Consider the following 21,300-nt stretch of genomic DNA (forward strand, 5'->3'; position numbering starts at 1 on the left):
GAAGCAAGCGGTGGCAGCAAGCAGGGTGGGGATCATCAGTACGCCGAACCAGCCCACATACAGGCGGTTCTCGGTGCTGGTCACCCACTGGCAAAACTGCTCCCACAGGGAGGCGCTCTCGCGCCGCTGTAGAGTCGTGGTCATGATGTATTAGTCCAGGTAAATGTTACTTAAATATGTTGCTAAGTTGTTGCCTTAGCTAGCCGTTACATTAGCACACATCCCTAAATAAAAGCGAGCGGAAAATAACTGGTTGAGCCCTTGGAGAGATAGGGGAGTTGCAATCCCGTGCAGTTGGTGGTGCAATAGAGTCTGCATTGTCCTGCACTCAGCTAGGACAATTCTGGGGGCGTGGCGGAATGGTAGACGCTACGGACTTAGAAAACTGAGCCTTAGCGGAGAAATCTGCTAAGTGGAAGCTCTCAAACTCAGGGAAACCTAACTTTAGATTCGGGTAACGGCTTTAGCCTTGTTCCGATGCTAGACATGGCAATCCTGAGCCAAGCCGGCGCAATCCGCCGGAAGGTGCAGAGGCCCGACGGGAGCTACCCTAACGTTTAGTCGAGGGTAAAGGGAGGGTCCAATTCTCAAAACCTGGTTCGGGTTTACCTACGCCAGGCAGCAGCGAAAGCTGCGGGAGAATGAAAATCCGTTGACCTTAAACGGTCGTGAGGGTTCGAGCCCCTCCGCCCCCATACCATATTTTAGTAGCGAAGCAAAGCTTTACTTAAGCTAGGAGCCAATGTGCTCGCCAGTTGGACTATGATCCAACGGGCCATAATGCTTGTAATATTCTTCTAAAGTTTCCCTGTGGAATCCCGTTCCACTATCACCAAGCCGAGTAGCTATCCTAAAAAGTTATGGCGTTACTTGCCCGGCATAGGTTGAAGACTTCAAATTGTTTGCCAGCTCTCCGTTTAAAGGTCAGCGGAATATGTTCTGGTTACAACTAGGCACAATAGCTGGTTAGACTAAAGACAGTATTGTGCTGTGTTACTTTACACAAATGATCTGTGGGTGTTACTTAAGATCTCTAGGTATCTTAATTGCTACGCGAATAGCTATGTTCTCCTGTAGAGGGCTAGCTGACGTTGAAGGCACAACACCAAGACATGCATCTACCATCGGGTTCATTTGGTCTGGAATTCATCGGATTTGGATTGTTTAAGCATTTAGTCTGTAGCTAGACCTGCCAAGAGGTAGGTTTAGCCAGTGCTTTGACTATCAGAGTCTAGAGAGTTTAACGGTAGCACTCTAGTAAGCGCTGTTTGCTGTTCTGCAAACAGCTGACTCCGGTCGCTTGCCAAACTACTTCCGGTAATCATGGGTCGAATCTACCAACCAATGTCTCGGGAAGCCGTGTCTAGATATCCCTCAATGGAGTCAAACGAGTATGGGGCTCGACCTGGGTTATCGCTGGCTCAAGCACAGCAGGTCATTTACGATTTCCTGTTAGAAATCGTAAAAATTTGGCATCCTCAAGACGTTTTAGAGGAGTTCCGTCATCTTTTCGTCCATCACACTGATTCGGTTAGCTCTCAAACGCTGCCAGCGCTGCACGTCATATTGTTTGCCAATAACGAACTAGAGTTTCGCAACACCATTAAGCGCTGCTGCTACATTCTCGTCAACAACTGGGAAGTTGCTCGTCAGTTTGACGCAATTCAGGATCTAGTTGACCTGTTCTCTGATCCGCTAATCCAGCGTCGCACCCTATCGCCGACCCTTAAGCGGCTGCGACACTGGCTTATCCGGTTTCTTGAGAGCGAGGATTTTGAGGGGCTCAGGCTGTTTGCGGCTCGCTACACTGAGGAGCGCACCTTAAACCGCCCCGATGATTGGACCGCTCGCTATACTCCGTACCTGCTGGTACCCCAGTACGTCAACGAAAATAATCCTATCGAGCAGCGCCAGGCCGCTCGTGCCCTCTCTCGCCGATTGAAAGACAAGTTTAAGTTTGACCTGGCTATGTATACAGCCCATAGCCAGTCGGGACAAATTCGCGATCGCCCAGTCACCAACCCCACAGCGTTGGGAGACAGCGCCCTGCGCCTGGTCAAGGCAATTGTGGCTAGGCGGGGTGACTTTAGCTATAAAAACTTAGCGCGCTTGTTTTTAGAACAAATTAAAGAGAGTAGCTACGGTGATTTTAAGAAAAGTCTGACTCGCTATTTGCTCTATACCGTCAGCGGTAACCCGATCTCTAAGCAGATTCAGGAGCAGCTAGATATACGGCTAGACAAACTCTATAGGGAGTCTAACTATGAGCCCTGGGACGCGTCGTTAGTGCTGCGCACGAGCAATCGGGTCGTTGACTATTTAATGACGGAGGATCAAGAACAGCCGTCGCCATTATTTTCGATGATATTATCCCAGGGCAATGCCCTCACCCTAGCGATTATTTTGCTTAAGCTGGTGCTGGTTTCGCGTCAGACTCTCCCCTATATGGAAACAAGAATTGCCAGTTTGATTCGCTACTACGAGCAGTTCCCCCGGAGCGAATGTCAGTGGGTAATTAATTTTTTGGAGGTGTTCCAAATTACGTTTGCCATCTATGGCGATAACACAGAGTACAACTTGGTAAAGGTGACCCAGCGTGACCCAAGGCCAGAAGCCCTGTTTCTCGCTGAACGTCAGGGGCTAGACGCCTTCAGAATTTTTTCCCAAAAGCTGAATCAAGTGCATCCTGGTGTATTGGCAAGTGCTGACCTGGCGGCGGGGAAGGAAGACCACTTTAGTGAAGAGGAAATAGACGCGCTAAACCCTGATAAGCAGACTTAGGCCCCTGGATTAGCGCCCCTTATCAGCCTGTTGGTACCATAAGCTGAGTGCTGTCTGATGGACCGTCCGCCAAGGAACGTTGTGACGGTGGGCCAGGGCAGCACAGTCTTCGTACTCTGGATGGACATTGAGCACTGCTTGGGTGTGGGGATGGTAAGCCAGTTTTAGAGCCACTGGGCCGTAGGTAGTCTCAAGGGTTTCTGTGTAGCGGGGCAGCACCCACCGCTGCTGAGTTTGACGGCGAATGCCCAGGGTAGAGGTTTCGGCAAACAAAATGTCTGTGCAGTGAGGTTCGTCCTCAGGGCGGCAAAGCACCGTAATGAGTAGCCCAGGCCGAGATTTTTTCATCGCTACGGGTTGGGTGAATAGATCTAGGGCACCGGCTGCTAAGAGGCGATCGTAGAGGTAGCCTACGGCCTGGGGCACTAGATCGTCGACCTGGGTTTCAAGCAGGGTAACAGTGTCGGAATCGTAGGGAACCCCGGCTGGGGCTGACTGTACCACCCCAGTAGCAGCGGTGGTACAGTCAGCCGCCTCCCCAATCCACAGGCGCAGCACGTTGGCAACGGGCAGATCTTTTTTCCCGGCCCCTAGCCCGGTGCTGCGTAGGGTCATAGTCGGGGGGTCGCCGAAGGATTCAGCCAGGGCAGTGACGATCGCTGCTCCGGTCGGGGTCACCAGTTCCCCATCCAGGCCGTTGCTGTAAATCGGCACCTGGCGCTGTTCTAGCAGCTTGAGGACGGCGGGGGCAGGGACGGGCAGCCAGCCGTGGGCGGCTCGCACCCGTCCCCGCCCGGTGGGCAGGGGCGAACAGAACAGCTGCTCAACTCCCAGGTAGTCGAGGCCCAGGCAAGTGCCGACAATATCCACGATGGCATCGGTCGCGCCGACTTCATGGAAATGCACCTGGTCTACGGCAATGCCGTGGACGGCTGCTTCGGCCTCGGCCAGGCGACGAAACACGGCTAGGCTCCAGCGCTGGGCGCGATCGGGCAGGGCGGCTTGGGTGATGAGCTGTTCGATCGCAGGCAGATTGCGAGTGGCAGTTGAGGCTGCGATCGCCGCTCCAGAACTCTGGTCGTGCTCGGTAGCCACCGCGTGGTGGGGATGGTCTCCGTGGCAATGCTGCCCTGGGGGTAAGGTCAGCGCGACCTCAGCGTGGAGCGCCCGCAACCCCTGACGATGGGTTGGCGTCACGGTGAGGGTAAATTCGTGGCTCAGACCCAGAGTAGCTAGCTGGGTATGTAAGTACGACAGCGGCACGCCAGCGTCTAGCAAGGCGGCCAGGCACATATCGCCAGCAATGCCCGAGGGGCAATCGAGGTAAGCTAGGGTTTTCAACAGAGCAACCGCAGCGGGGACAGGGGCAATGGCAACAACCTATAAACTACATCCTGACAACCCGCAGAGCCGCAAAGTAGAAGCTATTGTCTCGGCGCTGCGGCAGGGGGCAGTAGCCCTTTACCCCACCGACACAGTTTACGCCATTGGCTGTGACCTCAACCATCGCGGGGCGGTGCAGCGGGTGCGCCAGATCAAGCAGTTGGCCAACGACAAACCCCTCACCTTTCTCTGCGCCTCGCTATCGAATATTGCCGATTATGCGATCGTTAGCGATGGTGCCTACCGCCTGATTAAGCGATTGATTCCGGGGCCGTTTACGTTTTTGCTGCCCGCCACTCGCCAGGTGCCCCGCCTAGTGATGAACCCCAAGCGGCGCACTACGGGCATTCGGGTGCCCGACCATGCCATTTGCCTGGCTTTGGTAGAAACGCTGCAAAATCCAATTATTTCGACTTCAGCTCTGACACTGCTGCCAGAGGCGACCAAAGGACTTCCCCTGGACAAAATGACGATGTTTGACACCCTCGAGAAATTGGTGGACATCGTGATCGACGACGATCGCCCCCTGGCCTACGAAGTCTCGACCATTCTGGATGTGGAGGGGGAGAATCCCCTGATGATTCGCAAGGGTCTGGGGTGGGAGACCGCTTTAGAGTGGGGGGCTCAGCCGGTGTAATTGCCGCTGACTGGGTCACCACCAATGGGGGCAACTGGGCAACTGGCACGTCGATCGGCAAATCCTAGGCACACAGCTTTGATCGCGATCGCTTGCTTTCATGAGACTTGCAATCGACGGTCTGAATGGCTACGACGGATGCTGAGACTACTTCAGAACAAGACTTTTCAGCAACGATAATTCATAGCAGGCAGGGTATTTCCCTGGAATAGTCGGCTGGGCAAACCTACGGCGACTGGCCTACGGCAAAGGCGGGCAGCTTTGAGTGCTGGCACATGCCTTGGGAAATCCCAGCGACTGAAGCGGAGGTACATAACAGCCCACCCGGAATTCACCAGTTTACTGAGTGTCCCGGCTGGCCCTTCCCGATTTCAGTGTCGTTGTTAGGATTGGGTAACTATGAAGACCGCATCTACTTGCTTAGCCATGCCCCCATTGTCCCCTGGGACTACGCCACAGCCTCCAGAACCGTTGCCCCAGTTCGATGCTAATGACACGGCCCCCATTGCCACCCTGGTAGAAGAGCTGTTTATGACTCACCTCCAGCGCCGGCTGGGGGGCATAGACGGGGTAATGCAGCGGCTCACAGCAGAGATTGAGCGCATCTGCGCCATGAGCGATCGCATTCAGTCCTCAGGAGATGTCAGCCACTGGCAGATGGCCCTAGTGCGCCATCGAGTGAGCAAATGCCTGGCTTACTACGACATGGGCTCTCATCGGGGCCGGGTAGAGCTGCACAGCAGTCTCAGCGCCATTGTCTACCGCCATGTGGCTCCCCACGGCAGTAATCTGGGATTTAAGGGGCGCTATGCCCTGCTCGAAGATTTCATGCAGATTTTCTATATTGAAGTGCTCAACGCCTTTCGGCGCGAGCATGAGCTGCCGGCGACCTATACTCCCCGCACCCGGTTGGAGTTGGCGGAGTATATGGCGTTTAGCGAGCAGTATGCCAAACGGCGCATCAATCTGCGGGGGGGCAGCCAGCAGCTGATTGTGCTGCGCGCCCAAGCCTTTAGCCGTCGTCAGCCCGCCGAAACCTCGGTAGACATGGCTCTAGTCAGCGAGGGAGCCAAGACTGAAGCTGCCGAAAGCCACGCCCGCAGTTCGGTGGTGCAGCAGGTGCGCGAAAAAATGATGGCCGAGGTCGATGACCCCGGCGACGGAGTCATGCGCGATCGCGTCATCAATGCCCTGATGCAGTATCTCAAAGACCAAAATCAGACCGCCTGCGTCGACTACCTGGTGCTCAAGCTGAAGGACTGCTCCGCCGCCGAAATCGACGATATTTTAGGTCTTTCGACCCGGGAGCGGGACTATCTCCAGCAGCGCTTTAAGTACCACGTTGAGAAATTTTCTCAGCAGCACGAGTGGCAGCTGGTGCACCAGTGGCTCGGGGCCAACCTCGAGGCGCGGTTAGGGATGACGCCGACAGAGTGGGGCAACTTTTTGACTACCTTACCCTCCGACTACTGCCGGTTTCTCGACCTCAAACAGCAGCAGATCGGCAACGCCGCCCTGACGGATGAGGCGATCGCCCACACCCTGGGCTGGACGCCGAAAAAAGTGCAGCGCAACTGGACCAAGGTGCTCAAGCTGGCCTGGACCTTTCGCAACCAGGTGCGAGGGGCGGAGGCGGGCTAGCCTGCGATCGCCTCTTCCCCCATGCCCGGCGGCTCAAATTTGTAGCCCACACCCCGCACCGTTTGAATCAGCGCCGGTTGGGTCGTGTCTTTCTCAATTTTTTTGCGAATCTGGCCGACATGCACATCCACCACCCGCTGATCGCCGACGTAGTCATAGTCCCAAACCTTTTGAATCAGCTCTGCCCGCCGCCACACGCGTCCGGGATGACTGGCCAAAAAGTGTAGCAGGTCAAACTCCAGCGCCGTCAGCGGTACCATTTCGTCGTTGAGCATCACCTCTCGCCGCACGGGGTCAATGGCCAGACTGTTGAAGGTTAGACACTGCTGTTCTGCCGCCGTGACCGGGCGCTGGCGCTTGAGAATAGCGCCTACTCGCACCTCTAGCTCGCCGAGGCTAAAGGGCTTAGTCAGATAGTCATCGGCCCCTTCGTTAAATCCTCGAATTTTATCCGACTCGTCGGTGCGGCTCGTGAGCATGAGCACAAACACTCCGGTCCGCGACTGCATCTCTTTACACAGGTCGTAGCCGTTGGTGTCGGGCAGGTTGAGGTCAAGAATGACCAGGTCAGGGGTAAACTGCTCAAACACCGCCAGAGCCTTCTTACCGTCCTCTGCCGACTCCATTTCATAGTCCTGCTTGGCCAGGAACCGATGAATCAGGTTGCGAATTGCGGGGTCGTCATCGACAACGAGGATCTTGGCTTCCGCCATAGTCGTACCTTTCTATAAAGTTGGCTAATCAGGATAATGGTCAGGAACCCTCGAAGGGCAAGTTCACCAGCCGTGGTGCCCAATGCCCTTTTAGTGCTTTTCAAGCCCGCTGTGCGGCATCAGTAATAAACTCACAAATAATTCCCTAGCTTACTCGAGAACTTTGTGAAGTTACCACCCCAGCAGCCCGCCGCCACAGTTTGAGTCGTTGGGCATCAGTGAAATCACGGCTATCGACGCGGCGATCGCGCCTTGCCGCCCATCAGGCCCAGCAGTGGGCCCAAAATCAGCCCAAACACAAACCCCCCGGAGTGAGCCCAGTAGGCCACACCGCCACCCGAGCTCATGTCACTGCCGAGGCTGGCGATGCTAAGCAGCGCTTGCTGCACAAACCAAAATCCCAAGAAAAAAACCGCCGGAATCCGAACGGTAGTGAAAAAGATGATGAGCGGAATTAGGGTAACAATTCGGGCTTGGGGAAACCGCAAAATGTAGGCCCCCATCACCCCGGCGATCGCCCCACTAGCCCCAATAGTTGGCACCGCCGAGGAGGGATCAAAAATCCACTGGGCCAGCCCCGCCAACGCCCCACAACCCAGATAAAAAATTAAGAATTTGACATGGCCCAGACGGTCTTCAATATTGTTGCCAAACACCCATAAATAGAGCAGGTTGCCCCCAATGTGAAAAAAGCCCCCGTGGAGAAACTGAGAGGAGATTAGGGTAATCCACTCATAAATTGGTGCCTGGAGCGCCCCTTGAAAACTTTCAGTCAGCTGGGCCGGCACCAGTGCCCAGGCGTCAAAGAAGCCGTCGATACCCTCCTGCGACAGACTGAGCTGAAACACAAATACGGCAATATTGATTCCGATCAATCCGTAGGTAACTACGGGAGTAATGCTGGTGGGGTTGTCATCACGAAGAGGAACCACGGCTGTACCTAAAACGTGACTTCATTCTAAAGACGCCCAGACGGTAAACACCTAAACCGTTGGCAGAATTTCGAGGCGGCCTGCGCCGCCGTCTAGGCGAGCCATTGCGCCCACTGGCAGAGCGGCATTGTCGCCGTCGTGGCCAAAGGGCAAATTAGCCACCACCGGAATGCCCAGATCGCCGAGGCGATCGCGCAGCACCTCGGCCACCGCAAAACTGGGCACGCCATCGGGCGGCTCGCAGCGGCTAAACCGCCCTAGCGCGACGCCTTTAACCTGGAAAAGCTTGCCCGCCAGACGCCAGTGGGTCAGCATGCGATCGATGCGGTAGGGCGCCTCGGTGACATCTTCAAAAGCCAAAATTGCGCCAGTGAGATCGGGCTCGTGAGCCGTGCCCAGCAGATGGGTCGCCACTGTCAGGTTAGCGGGCCACAACCGTCCCTCTGCAATGCCCTGGCTCCATCCTTCGCCATGCAGCGCGGGCAACCCATGGCCCATCACCAAATTTTTGAGCCGCTGCTGCGACCACTCGGGCTCCGCCGCCAGGGTGGTTAGCAGCGGCCCGTGCACGCCGACTATCCCTTGCTTGCCCAGGCTCCACAGCAGGCTGGTGATGTCAGAAAAGCCAATCAACCACTTGGGCGGCATCGCCTCTGGCCACTGCCAACCCTCTAGCAGCCGAGTGCCCCCATAGCCCCCCCGAGCGCAAAGAATGCCTTTATAGGTTGGGTCGGCCAGGGCATGGCCCAACTGGTGGCGGCGGTTATCATCTGTCCCAGCCAAGTACCCCCACTGCTCCCTGGCGCCAGGACTAACATCTACCCCAAATCCCCAGCTGCGCCAGATCTCTACTCCCTGGTTAAAGCTCTCTAACTCTCGCAGGGCACCACTGGGGGCAATTACCCGCAGGCGATCGCCTGGCTTTAGCGGCGGCGGATAGCGCCATGCCCTCAACCCATCACCCGCGGACATCCCTTGACTCACCCCGGCACTCCATAACTAACTCGCTATAATGCTTAATAAAGTGTTACAAAAGAAATCTATGGCCAAACCCCCTAATCCATCTGAAACCCGCGAGTGGGGCTTTACCTCTGCTGCCGAAAGCCTTAACGGACGGATGGCCATGCTGGGCTTTATCTTAGCCATTGTGATTGAGGCACTGAGCGGCCAAGGCGTGCTGCACTTCTTGAATCTAATCTAGGCACCACTAAGGGAGAGACGAAGATAGGGAATAGGAGCATCTAAAACTTCCCCATCTCCCTCTCCTAATCATTTCTCTCACCTTACTGCTGCCTCAAACCACTCTTTTTCACCCTAGAACTACCCAAGGACACTGGCCAGCAGCGCTTTTTGGGCGTGCATCCGGTTCTCCGCCTGATCCCAAACCCGAGAGGCGGCACCTTCCATCACCTCGTGGGTAATTTCTTCTCCCCGGTGGGCCGGCAGGCAGTGCAGCACGATCGCCTCGGGGCTAGCTTTTTCCAGCAGCGCATCATTGACCTGGTAAGGCTGAAAAATTGGCAGGCGCTGGCCCGCCTCAGACTCCTGCCCCATGCTGGCCCAGACATCGGTGTAGAGCACCTGGGCATCTTTGACGGCGACCTCGGGGTCAGTGGTGACGAGCACCTGGCCATTCCCCTGCATAAGCTGGTTGGCCTGCTCCACAATGGTCGGGTCTGGGGCATAGCCCTCCGGCCCGGCGATGTGCACGTTCATCCCCACCATGGCGCAGCCTAACAGTAGCGAATGGGCGACGTTGTTGCCGTCACCCAGGTAAGTCAGGGTTAGACCCTTCAGACTGCCAAACTCTTCTTGAATCGTCAGCAGGTCAGCCAAAATCTGGCAGGGATGTTCTAGATCGGTCAGGGCGTTGATCACCGGAATCGAGGCGTAGTCGGCAAATTCTTGAATTTCAGCTTGGTCAAAGGTGCGAATAGCCACGACATCTAGGTAGCGATCGAGCACTCGGGCTGTATCACTGGTGGGTTCACCCCGGCTCACCTGGGTCACCCCAGAATGTAGATCGAGCACCTGTCCACCCAGCTGATACATGGCCACCGAAAAGCTGACACGGGTGCGGGTCGACGCTTTGCGAAACAGGAGACCTAGCACCTTCTGAGGAAATTGAGGATGGTGTTTACCAACCTTCAGCTCAGTGGCAAAAGTCAAAAGTTCTAGCAGCTCATCGACACTTAAATCGCTCAGGCTTAGCAGGTCGCGCCCGCTCAGGGGTGGTGTGGACATGGGCAAGCATTCGTAAAAATAAGACACTAGCAGATTATGGGGAAGCCTCTTTCTGGTCTGTATCGGCAGGGGCAAAAGATCGCCACCGGGGCGGAGTCGCCAAGGCTATCTCAGTGCAAATGTGTCGCCCCTTTAAGTCTGCACTATCATTGGGGCATCGCATTTGCTGTGGTAGTTTCGCCCTTTAGCCGCAGGGTTTTAGGGAACGATCTATCGCTTTTCATTTGCCACCTTGTTACCCCTGCACAATTATGATTAGCGCGGTTATCCCTCCTCAGCCACAGGTGTTGCCCCAGGGGCCCTTGCTTCAGCCGCCCTCAGTGAAAGAACGGGCGGCAGCAGGTTACTTTCGCGACATTGCCCTGTGGCTCAACCAACCCTTAACCCCTCACGGCATTTTTGTGCAGGTGCAGGCCGATCGCCCCGGCTGTCTACAGCTAGTGGTGGAATTTCGGCAGCCGCCGGTTAAAGACCGCCTGCTGCGGTTTTTGTGTCACCGCGTGTGGCTGCTCAACTCAGAACTGATCGAAGGGATTTGGGTGATTGCTCGCCCCTTAGGGCACCGCCGCGTGCTTTGGCAGCAGCGCGTCAGGATCGTCACCCCAGCCCTGAAGCGCCGCCAAAGCAGGCTCAAGGTTCAGGCCCAGCGCCAGGCTGCCTTGGCGATGCCACCCAAAATTCGGCCGCCGCGTCCGGCCAAAACGCTGTCGCGACAGCGTTTACAAACCCTACGCGCCTTTGTGCTGTCGGGGTCGGCAGTCGCCGCCTTCGTTATGGGCTGTCTGCTCGAAGTGATTATTTCTGCACCGTCACCATCGTTGCCTCAGTTTTCGGCCCAGAGCGAGGTGCTGACTGAGACAGAGTTAGATCAAGGCGCTGCTCCGGTAGCACCCGTCGCCCTCAGGGATTCCGGCGAGGCGAGGCCCGTCTCTGCTCCAGGAAGAAATTCAGCTGGTGCCAATGGCAATCGGCCTACGGTAGTCGATACTGCCCTTGAGCCCGTGGGTGTGATTACCCATCAAGCTGTCACGCCTGCTCCGACCGATGACGTCACCCTACTGTTCGGCGGCGATATCTCTTTAGATGACATTGCTCCAGACAGTCTTACGGCTCCTGGCGGGTTTTTTGCTGACGTTGCCGAGTATGACCAGGCTGATTTAGCCCTGGTGAATTTGGCCACTCCCCTAGCCACAGCAGCCACCAACCTTCAAGAGGGGCTCCGACATCAGACCCGCACCGATGCCGTCGATTTGCTGGTGAACAGCGGCGTAGACGTTGTCAACCTCACCCACAGCAGCCTGATGGACTACGGTGCCGAAGGCCTCAACGAAACTCTCACCACTCTGGATAGCAAGGGGCTTTACCGCATTGGGGCCGGACGCAACGCTCTCGAAGCCCGCCGCCCAGAGGTGCTCGATGTCAAGGGTAAGCGCATTGCCTACCTGAGCTACGCCATGGGGGGTAACAACGCGGCCCACGATACCGACGTGCTCAAAGAGCGCGCTGGGGCCAGCGACAAGGCGATCGCCAAAGAAGTCGAGACCTTTAAAGCCGCCACGGCCTTCAAAGACAGGGCCGGGTTCAACGCGCAAAACATGCCCGAAATCGTTGCCGACATTCAGGCCCTGCGGGACGAAGTGGACTGGATTGTAGTGAACTTTCGCTGGGTTGACCACCTCAGCGAGCAGCCCAACTTTATGCAGACCAACTTAGCCCGCCTGGCCATTGACCAGGGTGCCGATGTGGTGGTGGGTTACCATCCCACCGTGATTCAGGGGGGAGAAATCTATAAGGGGCGGCCCATTGCCTACTCCCTGGGCGACTTTGTGTTTCGACCTGACGAACCCGTCGAAAACCAGGATTCAGCGGTGCTCAAGGTCGCGCTCAAAGACGACCAGATGCGGGTTGAACTGGTGCCGGTGCGAGTGCAAGACTCTCATCCCAAAACCCTCAGCGGCAACGACAGTCAGCAGGTGCTCCAGCGCATTGAACAGGCATCGTCGCAGTTTGACAAACCGCTCAAGTCACCCGTTGTGCTTGACCTTAAAGCCCAAGAAGCACCGCCAGAAACGGTCAGCGACCCCAGCAGCCCCTTCGTATCGCCCGATGCCGAGGACATTCTGCCGGTAGATCTGGAGGCCGAACCGACGCCTGAGTCAAAAGATAGACTGGAGGAGGAAACCGAGTCCGAAGACACCTTAGAAGATTCGGCAATTCCTACGCCTGGCTCGAATACCCCTGAGGCTGTTGAGGACAGTAGTGAGCCCACCGGCTCTGTAGATGAGCCTGCGGCGATTCCGGGGGCAGAGCAGCCCTCTCCTGCCGCACCGGAACCGCTAGAGATGGAGGTCGAGTTTGATGGCGACTTAGAGGAGTGGGGACCTAAGGTCTCACCAGAGCAGCAGGAGTTTAAGCCCGTGCCACCCGAACGCAGTGGTGGCACTTCGCAAAGTACTCGTGAGCCGGTTCAATCCCAATCTCCCTCCGGGAATAGCCCCAGTGAAGTTCCTGTGCCGTTGCCTGCTCCAGTTCAGATCAAGGTCGAGCCAGTGGCAACAGTACCGCTGGTTGCGCCCCAGCCCGCCGCTTTAGCGGATGACGCTGAGGCCGAAACCTGGGCCGATACCATACCCGAGACCCCCATACCTAGCCCAGGTGAGTAGCCCCAACGGCAAAGAGCTGTGGTAACGTCTAGGCATTGTGCCGCTGAGGTGCCCCGTGTTTGCCGTTGCCCAAAAAGCAGACCCCTACCCCACCTACGTGCTGTCGGATACTGATACCGACACTCGGCTAGAGGTGGTGCCCGATCGCGGCGGCATTGCCACCCGCTGGCAGGTGGAGGGGCAGGATATATTTTACTTTGATGGCGATCGCTTCGCCAACCCTGAGCTATCGGTACGGGGCGGCATTCCCATTCTGTTCCCCATCTGCGGCAACCTGCCGGATAACCAGTACGAGATAGATGGTCAAACCTACGGCCTAAAGCAGCACGGCTTTGCCCGCGACTTGCCGTGGCAGGTCACCCAGCAGGATGTGACTGAATCCGCTAGCCTCACCCTAGGGCTGACTAGCAGTGAAGCCACCCTGGCACAATATCCTTTTGCGTTCAAGCTGGCCTTCACGTTTAAGCTGCGGGGTCATATTCTAGAGTTGCAGCAGCGGTTCACCAACCTTGCAGACCAGCCCATGCCCTTTTGTACCGGGCTGCATCCTTATTTTTTGGTCGAAGATAAATCTCAGCTGGAGTTTGAAATACCCTCCACGGAGTTCCGCAACCACCTCACAGGCGAAGTTGAGAGCTTTGGGGGCAACTTTGACTTTGGCCAGGCCGAGATTGATCTGGCCTTCCAAAATCTCACAGCTCCGGCGGCGACCGTCACTGACCACTACCTGGGGCGACGACTCACCCTGTCCTGGAGTGCCGATTACAGCAAGCTAGTGTTTTGGACGGTGAAGGGCAAAGACTATTACTGCCTAGAGCCCTGGACCGCTCCCCGCAATTCTCTCAACACGGGGGAAAATCTACTGATTATTGAGCCGCAGCAGACTTTAGAAACCACCGTGCGTATGGCAGTAGCGTTTCTGTAAACTGCAGACTTTAGAAACCACCGTGCGTATGGCAGTAGCGTTTCTGTAAACTGTCGCAAAACGTCTCGATAGGCAGAGAGTTTTCCTAGAAAGCGCTGGTAATATCTGACCGTCGGCATAGTTCTGCCGAATGGGGCGCGAGCAAGCCTCAGCCATCTTCAAGGTGAGCTATGCAAAGACTGCTGATGCGCAACCCGATCGCGGTGGCGACCCTGTGGATTGTGGCCTACGTGCTGATCTGCCTATTTCCCCTAGCGGTGGCGCTACTACACCCTGCCCCTGTGAACCGGAATTTTTGGGTCGAGTTTTCGGTGGCCTTGGGCTTTATCGGCCTGGCGATGATGGTGCTTCAGTTTGTGCTCACTGCCCGAGTCAACCGCATTGAAACATCCTACGGCATCGACATTCTGATCCAGTTTCACCGTTTTACCTCCCTGGCAGCGTTTTTTATCGTGGTGGCTCACCCGCTCCTGTTGTTTGTGGTGGAGCCCGACACCCGATCGCTGCTGAATTTTTTCGAGGCTCCCCTACGAGCGCAGCTGGCCACCATTGGCACCCTGGCCTTTTTGGTTATGGTGGTGACAACCATTTGGCGAAAACCGCTGAAGATTCCCTACGAGCCGTGGCGGTTGCTGCACAGCGTTTTAGCGGTGGTAGCGGTGGGCTTTGGCTTTGGCCATGGGTTGCTGGTGGGCAACTACCTGAGCCTGTTTTGGAAGGTGGTGCTGTGGTCGGGGCTGGTGCTGGCGGCGCTGTGGCTGATCGTCTACGTGCGGCTGGTGAAGCCCTGGATGATGACGAAGAAACCCTACCTGGTGGAGGAAGTACTTCCCCAGCGAGGGAATGTGTATACCCTGGCACTGCGCCCCCAGGGGCACGATGGGTTTACCTTTGAGCCGGGGCAGTTTGCCTGGCTCACTTTGGGCGTGCACCCAGTGCATATGCGGGAGCACCCGTTTTCGATGTCGTCCTGTGCCGATCAGAGCGATCGCATTGAGTTTGGCATTAAGGCCTTGGGCGACTTCACCCGCCGCATCAAGGACATTAAGCCAGGCACAAAAGCCTACTTAGACGGCCCCTACGGCGTTTTTACCACCGAGCGCTATAGGGACAGCTCAGGTTTTGTGCTGATTGCCGGGGGCATCGGCATTACGCCCATGTACAGCATGTTGCAAACGGCGATCGCCCGCAAAGACAACCGCTCCTTCCAGCTGCTCTATGCCGCCGCATCGTGGGATGACGTAACCTACAGGGAAGAACTGGAGGCGATGCAAGACAAGCTGGATCTAACCATCGTCTACGTCCTACGAAAGGGACACGACGGCTGGGAGGGCGCGACAGGCTATGTGGATCAAGATCTTCTGAAGCAGTATATTCCCCACCATCGGGGCAGTCGCCAGTATTTTATCTGCGCCGCTCCGGTAATGATGGACGCTGTAGAGTCGGCCCTATTTGACCTGGACGTGCCCGTTACCCACGTCCACATGGAGCACTTTAACCTGGCCTAAGTAAAGACCTATGCGCTACAGTATCATGCTGCAAATTGTAGTCGGCACTACGCTGATTTTAGTGGGGGCAGGGGCCTTCTTTGGCTGGTTGCAAACCCGCCCTTTTGAGGAAGCAGGGCAATCGTCCACCAGAACATGGCTACGGACTTCTGGCGCTTATCCCTAGCGCTGAGACATAGCGCATAGCGCCAACCGTTGTCGTTACGGTGCCCCAATTGCGGTGCTGTGGACAGTCCAGGGGTGCGGTACGCAGGCTGATTAGGGCATTATAGTGGCGTTGGATCATGATCCCCATGTCCAGGCAGGGGGCAACAAGATCCGCTAAAATGTGCTTCTGCCTGGGGGTTGACTACCTGCCAGAACACTTTTTCTGCCTATGGCTGGTTCTATGACCCAACTCAACAACGGCATTACGCTATTTTTTAGCTTGCTGGTCGAGGCCATGCCCTTTCTGCTGCTGGGGGTAATATTTTCCAGCGTGCTGCTGCTGTTTGTCGATGAGCAAAAGCTGCTGACGCTGATTCCTAAAAACGTGGTGCTGGCGGCGCTGGCGGGCAGCTTAATTGGCTTTCTGTTTCCGGTTTGCGAGTGTGGCAACATTCCGGTGGCGCGGCGGCTGTTGACTAAGGGCGCACCAACAGCGGTGGCGATCGGGTTTTTGCTGGCTGCCCCCACGGTCAACCCAGTGGTGTTTTGGGCTACCTGGATTGCCTTTCGCGACCAGCCCGAAATTGTATTTCTGCGGGTGGGTTTTACCCTGGTGGTGGCGGTCACCATCGCTCTGATCTTTAGCGCCCAGGCCGATGTGCGCCCCTTTTTGCAAGACAGCCTCACCCGCATGATGGGGGAGCCTGAGCCCGCCATACCAGTCCCAGCGGCGGCAGAGATTTCACCGCTGCTGAAATCGGGCACCTTTCTGATGCAGTCGCCGGGGCAGGTGCTACAGCTTGATGCCCCGCCTGCTCAGGTGTTGGCCCAGGTCGCTGTTGCCGCGCCGCCCATGGCTACCCGGCTGCGGATGATGGTTGACAACATGGTGCTGGAGCTGCGGGAGTTGGGTGCGGTGCTGGTAATCGGCAGTGCGATCGCCGCCTTCGTTCAAGTCGCTATCCCCCGCGAGGTCATTCTCAGCCTGGGCCAGGGACCAGTCACCTCGATTGTGGCGATGATGGCCCTAGCCTGGGTGGTGTCGATCTGCTCGACGGTTGATTCGTTTTTTGCTCTGTCCTTTGCTTCCACCTTTACCAGCGGTTCCCTGCTGGCCTTTCTGGTGTTTGGCCCGATGATTGACCTGAAAAACATCAGCCTGCTGCTGACGGTGTTTAAGGGCCGAGCGATTCTCTATTTATTTGTGCTGGCGGCGCAGCTGGTCTTTTTGCTGACCCTGGTGATGAATCTCTACACCGGCTAAGCGGCAGCTTTGCCCATTGCGATTTGACCCTGGCTGGGGGTTAAACAGGTCGTGAATGGCCGGTCTTTGATAGTTTCCTCGAATAACTTACGAATGTCTCTGATTCAGCGCCCATGACTTCAACGTCTCGTGTTAACGGTTCTCGCGCCTCGGGTGGGCGATCGCTACCCTGGCAGGCCCTGGTGGATGCCGCCATGCTGCTGCTGTGGGGGCTGATGCTGCTGCGCTTTACGGTGACGGGTAAGCTCTATCTGCTGCTACACCCCGACTACATGTGGCTGTCCCACTTGGCCATGGTGCTGCTGCTGGGTATGGGGGTGAGCCGTCTGGTGCAGGTGGGGCTGAGCTACCGCCAGGGATCCCGTCAGACCATTCGCAGTCAGGAGCATATGGCACTGCTGCCCCGGCAGTTTAGCGTGGGCCTGCTGATTGCCATTGCGGTGTTTGGGCTAATTTACACGCCGCGCCCCTTTGCCAGCGAGACTGCCTTTCAGCGGGGTATTACCGATGTGCTGGGTCAGACGCGATCGCGGCCTCAGCGGTTTTCCCTCAGTGGCGATTCTGAGGAGCGCACCATTGTCGACTGGGTGCGCACTCTCAATGTCTACCCCGAGCCCGACGCCTACGCTGGCCAAATTGCCAAAGTGAGCGGGTTTGTCACCCATATTCCCGGCTGGCCTGATGAGTTTGTGATGATTTCGCGGTTTGTACTCACCTGCTGCGCCGCCGATGCCTACCCCGTCGGCCTGCCGGTGGAGCTGCCCCCAGGCACCGCCCGGCCCGCCCCCGACACCTGGCTTGAAATTGAGGGCGCAGTGCAAACCAGCACCCTCGACGGCAAACGTCAGCTCACCATTGGCGACCCCACCCTGACCGAAATCCCTGAACCCCGTACCCCCTACGAATATTAACCATGGCCCGTCGTCGCTCTCACCGTTCTCGCTCTCAACCCCTTGATCGCCTAGCCACGATGATCATCGCCGGTCTCTCGCTGGCCCTGGGGTTGCTGATACTCTCGGGCGACCACGCCACGGCGCGAGTGCGTGATTTTACCTGGCAAGACCGTCAGGTAGGAGCCGAAGACCAGGCCTTTTTGCTCACCTTTAGCCGTCCTATGGATGTGGCCAGCGTGGAGCAAAACCTCACCCTCGACCCGCCTCTGCCGGGCAAGGTGAGCTGGGCGGGGCGACGGATGGCCTACACCCTGACCGAACCGCTGCCCTACGGGGAATCGTTTAGCGTGAGCCTAAAGAGCGCGCGCGATCGCTACGCCGCCACCACCGATAGCTCTAGCCGATTTGAGCCCTTCCAAAGCCAGTTTGAAACCCGCCCCCGCGCTTTTTTATATATCGGGGCCGAAGGCGACGAAGCCAACCGTCTGGTGCTGGCCGATCTGAGCAGCCAAAAGCGCACCATTCTAACGCCCAAAAACCTCTCGGTAATGGCCTTTAAGCCCTATTCGCTGGGCGACAAGGTGCTGTTTTCAGCCAGTGACACCAGTCAGGCCGGTAGCCTGCTCAACCAGCAGATTTATACCGTCACCACGGGCCTCACCCCGCGCCCGCCCATCGACTTTGCCGTCCAGCGCCCGCCTCTGTGGCAGCAGCTTTGGCCTCAGAAAGAAGTCGCTCCATCAGGAGAAACCACCCTGGTGCTCGACAACCGCACCTACCAAAACCTCAAGTTTGACCTCTCAGCCGACGGGCAGACCATTGTGGTGCAGCGAGTCAACCAGCAGAACCCCGCCGATTTTGGCCCCTGGATTGTGCGCCAGGGTTCAGATCCTCAGCCGATCGAAACCGAACCGGGCGGCGACTTTTTAATTGCCCCTGACAGCCAGTCGCTGCTGCTGCTCCAGGGCCAGGGCACCGCCATCATTGATTTGGGTTCCGAGAAAACTCGCGGCCCCAGTCAGCCCCTCGACTTTTTGCCCAACTATGGGCGAGTGCTCGATCTATCCGCCAATGGCTCGGCCGCTGCCATGGTCAACTTCAACCAGGACGACCCCGAGAAGCGCTTTACCGAATCGCTGTTTTTAGTCACCAACCAGGGCCGAGAAGAGGAACTGTTGCAGGTGAGCGGGGCCATCGTCGATGCCCAGTTTGACCCTACTCGTCAGGTGCTCTATGTATTGGCCAGTGAACTAGTCGAGGCCCCACCTGAGCTTGACACCTTGCAATCAGAAAATGCCTACGCTGAGCAACCGCTGCTGCTAGCCATTACCCTAGCTGACGGTAAGGCCAGCCCACTGTTGCGCTTACCCCAACAGCAGCGCATTCACATGAGCGTGGCTCCCGACGGGCGATCGCTACTGCTCGACCTGGCCGGGCAAACCACCCCCGAGGGCGAAACTGGTGCACCCGTCATCTGGAATTTACCTCTGGTTTATCCAGCAAACGCTCTTGATGTCGCTGCATCCGCCGAAGGTTCTGACATCACCTCAGGTGCAGCCGAGAATGATTCCAGCGATGCCTCAGCTAGGGATGCCGCGATCGCCATGCCCACCGTCACCGATCCAGAGGAGTTTCCCTTTAGCGGCCTCCAAGCCACCTGGTTGCCCTAGGCGGTTAACGGAATGACCCTGGCCCCTGACTGACAATACCCGACCACTGCACCTGCTTTTCCCCCGTGCGACGATAAGAGAAAAAACGGTCGGGCTCTTGAAAGGTGCAGTGGGGAGCGATCGCCACCTGCTCCCGACTCAGCCCCAGTTGTTCGAGCTGCCATCGATTCGCCAGCCGCACATCCAGCCGCGCCTTGCTAGGGACGTCATCCCCAAGCACAGGAGAATTTTCGCGCTGTTGCAGTTCTGCCACCACTGCTTCGTCGTTGCTAGAGGTTTGGGGAGTAATTGTGCGCCCCACCGCTGCGGCCACCTCCACAGACACCTGATAGATCTCCCCCGCGATCGCCGGGCCGATGGCCACCACCAAATCCTCCAACCGACTGCCCTGGGCTTGCATCTGATCCACCGCCACCGCTACGATCGACTGGGCCGTACCCCGCCAGCCCGCGTGGATGGCTGAGACCTGCCCGGTGGCGCGATCGCCAACCAGCACCGGGCTACAGTCTGCTGAGCAAACCCAGAGGGCTTGACCAGGGCGATCGCTCAACAGACCATCGGCCTCAGCCATCTTCTCCAAATCGGGCCCCGGCAGGTCAGCGGGGACTAACACCCGGTTACCATGAACCTGTTTAACCCGCTGCACCGCTGCCGTCGCGTCGAGGGCTGCCGTCAGCACCTCTGGGGTTTGGGGCCAAAACTGTCGGGTAAAAAAGCCGTGGGGCCAGTCTTGCAGGAGATCACAGGTGAGAAACACTTGCCCTTGCCAGGTCTGCCAATGCCAATTTGCCATGTCGCCCCCTGTGGTGGTTGTAATGCCTGTGCGCTGCCATAGCGATCGCAACTCTATCCGGCAATGTAGAAGCCGCTATATAGAGAAATCGTTAAGCTGTAGCGCCGTTTTATCAAGTTCTATTTTTCGGTGCCCCCAACTGTCTCCGTAGATTTTTTGAGGTGGTAGGGTGATCAGTATTAGTCAAAGACCTATCCTAAATTTCTATATAAAATTCTAGGATGATTAGCGGGTGAACCTAGATCGACTTCGCCAGGCTCTCCTACAGCCATCCAAAAACTTGGGAATAATGCCCGACTATCAGGCATTGCGCCCTCGTTTTTATCTCCACTGGGCCGAGCACATTGACTCCACCAACCGAGCGCTAGCAGCGATGATGGCCGCTGGCGCTCCGGCGGGCACAGTGCTGATGGCCGGCACTCAGCGGGCCGGGCGGGGACAGTGGGGGCGGCAGTGGCAGTCTCCCCGCGGCGGACTGTACCTGTCACTGGGGCTCAATCCCGATCTGCCCGCTTCCCGCAGCCCATACCTCACCCTGGCCAGCGCCTGGGGTGTGGCCACCAGTCTAGCCAACCTGGGCCTGCCAGTGCAGGTCAAATGGCCTAACGATTTGGTGGCTGGGGGCAAAAAGCTGGGTGGCATACTGGCCGAAACCCAACTCGAAAGCGCTCGGGTACAAACCGTGGTGATTGGTCTGGGGCTAAATGGGTTTAACCCAGTTCCCGAAACTGGCACCTCGATTCAAGCGCTAATTCAACCGGAATTGCCCCCCGGCCCCTTGAATACCTTGGAGGATCTGGCTGCGATCGCCCTCTACGGCCTTATGCAGGGCTATCTTCACTGGCAAAACCAGGGTGACGACGCCTTTCTACTTGACTACCAAACTCGCCTGGCCAATCTAGGCCAGGGCCTAACAGTAGAAGGTCAGGCAGCAGAAGTCATTGGCGTGGCCCCATCGGGGAACCTACAGGTGCGGCTCAAGCCCACGCATAATGACACACCAGCGGTCAAGACGCTGGAAATTGAACCAGGTAAAGTAACTTTGGGCTACAATGCGTAGCGGCTGATTATATGGTGAAAAGAAATAACGCAGAGCCTATTCAAGC

Annotated in this window: 17 protein-coding genes and 2 pseudogenes; 12 read left to right on the forward strand and 7 right to left on the reverse strand. The window is 57.0% G+C overall.

Annotation, left to right across the window (positions count from 1 at the left end):
- A pseudogene (locus H6F57_RS00600) lies at positions 1-144 on the reverse strand (photosystem II q(b) protein); the annotation flags it as partial.
- Positions 145-1,377: 1,233 nt separating this feature from the next.
- Between H6F57_RS00600 and H6F57_RS00605 the strand changes: the two are divergent.
- The gene (locus tag H6F57_RS00605) at positions 1,378-2,781 is read left to right on the forward strand and encodes a hypothetical protein (protein WP_199289453.1); all 1,404 of its coding nucleotides are present in this window, start codon (positions 1,378-1,380) and stop codon (positions 2,779-2,781) included.
- Between the two features lie 9 nt (positions 2,782-2,790).
- Here the strand turns inward: H6F57_RS00605 and larC are convergent, their stop codons facing one another.
- Positions 2,791-4,122, reverse strand: a complete 1,332-nt coding sequence (larC, locus tag H6F57_RS00610) for a nickel pincer cofactor biosynthesis protein LarC (RefSeq protein ID WP_190624641.1) — start codon at positions 4,120-4,122, stop codon at positions 2,791-2,793.
- Between the two features lie 28 nt (positions 4,123-4,150).
- Between larC and H6F57_RS00615 the strand changes: the two genes are divergently transcribed.
- Positions 4,151-4,801, forward strand: a complete 651-nt coding sequence (locus H6F57_RS00615; protein WP_190624642.1) for an L-threonylcarbamoyladenylate synthase — start codon at positions 4,151-4,153, stop codon at positions 4,799-4,801.
- Positions 4,802-5,200: 399 nt separating this feature from the next.
- A complete protein-coding gene (locus H6F57_RS00620) occupies positions 5,201-6,442 on the forward strand; it encodes a hypothetical protein (RefSeq protein ID WP_199289454.1) in 1,242 nt (413 codons plus the stop codon).
- Here the strand turns inward: H6F57_RS00620 and H6F57_RS00625 are convergent.
- The 3 genes from H6F57_RS00625 to H6F57_RS00635 form a co-directional block, all read right to left on the reverse strand.
- Positions 6,439-7,155: a response regulator transcription factor gene (locus tag H6F57_RS00625; protein ID WP_190624643.1), complete on the reverse strand. Its 717-nt coding sequence runs from the start codon at positions 7,153-7,155 to the stop codon at positions 6,439-6,441. The genes H6F57_RS00620 and H6F57_RS00625 overlap by 4 nt on opposite strands.
- A 230-nt stretch (positions 7,156-7,385) precedes the next feature.
- On the reverse strand, positions 7,386-8,087 hold the full coding sequence (locus tag H6F57_RS00630) for a rhomboid family intramembrane serine protease (protein WP_190624644.1): 702 nt from the start codon (positions 8,085-8,087) through the stop codon (positions 7,386-7,388).
- A gap of 51 nt (positions 8,088-8,138) precedes the next feature.
- Positions 8,139-9,059 (reverse strand): LD-carboxypeptidase, encoded by a 921-nt coding sequence (locus H6F57_RS00635; RefSeq protein WP_190624645.1) that lies wholly within the window; start codon positions 9,057-9,059, stop codon positions 8,139-8,141.
- Between the two features lie 103 nt (positions 9,060-9,162).
- On the opposite strand from H6F57_RS00635, the pseudogene H6F57_RS00640 reads away from it, so the two are divergent.
- Positions 9,163-9,288, forward strand: a pseudogene (locus H6F57_RS00640) (chlorophyll a/b-binding protein); the annotation flags it as partial.
- A gap of 119 nt (positions 9,289-9,407) precedes the next feature.
- Here H6F57_RS00640 and argF read toward each other — a convergent pair.
- On the reverse strand, positions 9,408-10,331 hold the full coding sequence (argF, locus tag H6F57_RS00645; RefSeq protein ID WP_190624647.1) for an ornithine carbamoyltransferase: 924 nt from the start codon (positions 10,329-10,331) through the stop codon (positions 9,408-9,410).
- 251 nt (positions 10,332-10,582) lie between these two features.
- Here argF and H6F57_RS00650 point away from each other — a divergent pair, with 251 nt between their 5' ends.
- The 7 genes from H6F57_RS00650 to H6F57_RS00680 all read left to right on the forward strand — a co-directional run bounded on the left by H6F57_RS00650 (position 10,583) and on the right by H6F57_RS00680 (position 19,401).
- Positions 10,583-12,994 carry a CapA family protein gene (locus H6F57_RS00650; RefSeq protein WP_190624648.1) on the forward strand — a complete coding sequence of 804 codons (2,412 nt, stop codon included), beginning with the start codon at positions 10,583-10,585 and terminating at the stop codon, positions 12,992-12,994.
- A gap of 55 nt (positions 12,995-13,049) precedes the next feature.
- The gene (locus H6F57_RS00655; protein ID WP_190624649.1) at positions 13,050-13,919 is read left to right on the forward strand and encodes an aldose epimerase; all 870 of its coding nucleotides are present in this window, start codon (positions 13,050-13,052) and stop codon (positions 13,917-13,919) included.
- Between the two features lie 170 nt (positions 13,920-14,089).
- Positions 14,090-15,427 (forward strand): ferric reductase-like transmembrane domain-containing protein, encoded by a 1,338-nt coding sequence (locus H6F57_RS00660; RefSeq protein ID WP_190624650.1) that lies wholly within the window; start codon positions 14,090-14,092, stop codon positions 15,425-15,427.
- A 10-nt stretch (positions 15,428-15,437) separates the two neighbouring features.
- Complete coding sequence (locus H6F57_RS00665; protein WP_190624651.1) at positions 15,438-15,593, forward strand: hypothetical protein; 156 nt, start codon at positions 15,438-15,440, stop codon at positions 15,591-15,593.
- A gap of 222 nt (positions 15,594-15,815) precedes the next feature.
- Entirely contained in the window at positions 15,816-16,838 is a 1,023-nt protein-coding gene (locus H6F57_RS00670) for a permease (RefSeq protein ID WP_190624662.1), read from the forward strand.
- A 113-nt stretch (positions 16,839-16,951) separates the two neighbouring features.
- Positions 16,952-17,749, forward strand: coding sequence for a TIGR03943 family protein (locus H6F57_RS00675; RefSeq protein WP_190624652.1), 798 nt, complete (start codon positions 16,952-16,954; stop codon positions 17,747-17,749).
- A 2-nt stretch (positions 17,750-17,751) separates the two neighbouring features.
- The gene (locus H6F57_RS00680; protein ID WP_190624653.1) at positions 17,752-19,401 is read left to right on the forward strand and encodes an Ig-like domain-containing protein; all 1,650 of its coding nucleotides are present in this window, start codon (positions 17,752-17,754) and stop codon (positions 19,399-19,401) included.
- Positions 19,402-19,405: 4 nt separating this feature from the next.
- Here H6F57_RS00680 and pgeF read toward each other — a convergent pair whose 3' ends face one another.
- Entirely contained in the window at positions 19,406-20,194 is a 789-nt protein-coding gene (gene pgeF / locus H6F57_RS00685) for a peptidoglycan editing factor PgeF (protein ID WP_190624654.1), read from the reverse strand.
- Between the two features lie 289 nt (positions 20,195-20,483).
- Between pgeF and H6F57_RS00690 the strand changes: the two genes are divergently transcribed.
- Positions 20,484-21,254, forward strand: a complete 771-nt coding sequence (locus H6F57_RS00690; RefSeq protein WP_190624655.1) for a biotin--[acetyl-CoA-carboxylase] ligase — start codon at positions 20,484-20,486, stop codon at positions 21,252-21,254.
- The last annotated feature ends 46 nt before the right edge of the window (positions 21,255-21,300 follow it).

It is taken from the genome of Leptolyngbya sp. FACHB-60 (genome assembly GCF_014695775.1).
Classification (GTDB): domain Bacteria; phylum Cyanobacteriota; class Cyanobacteriia; order Phormidesmidales; family Phormidesmidaceae; genus Nodosilinea.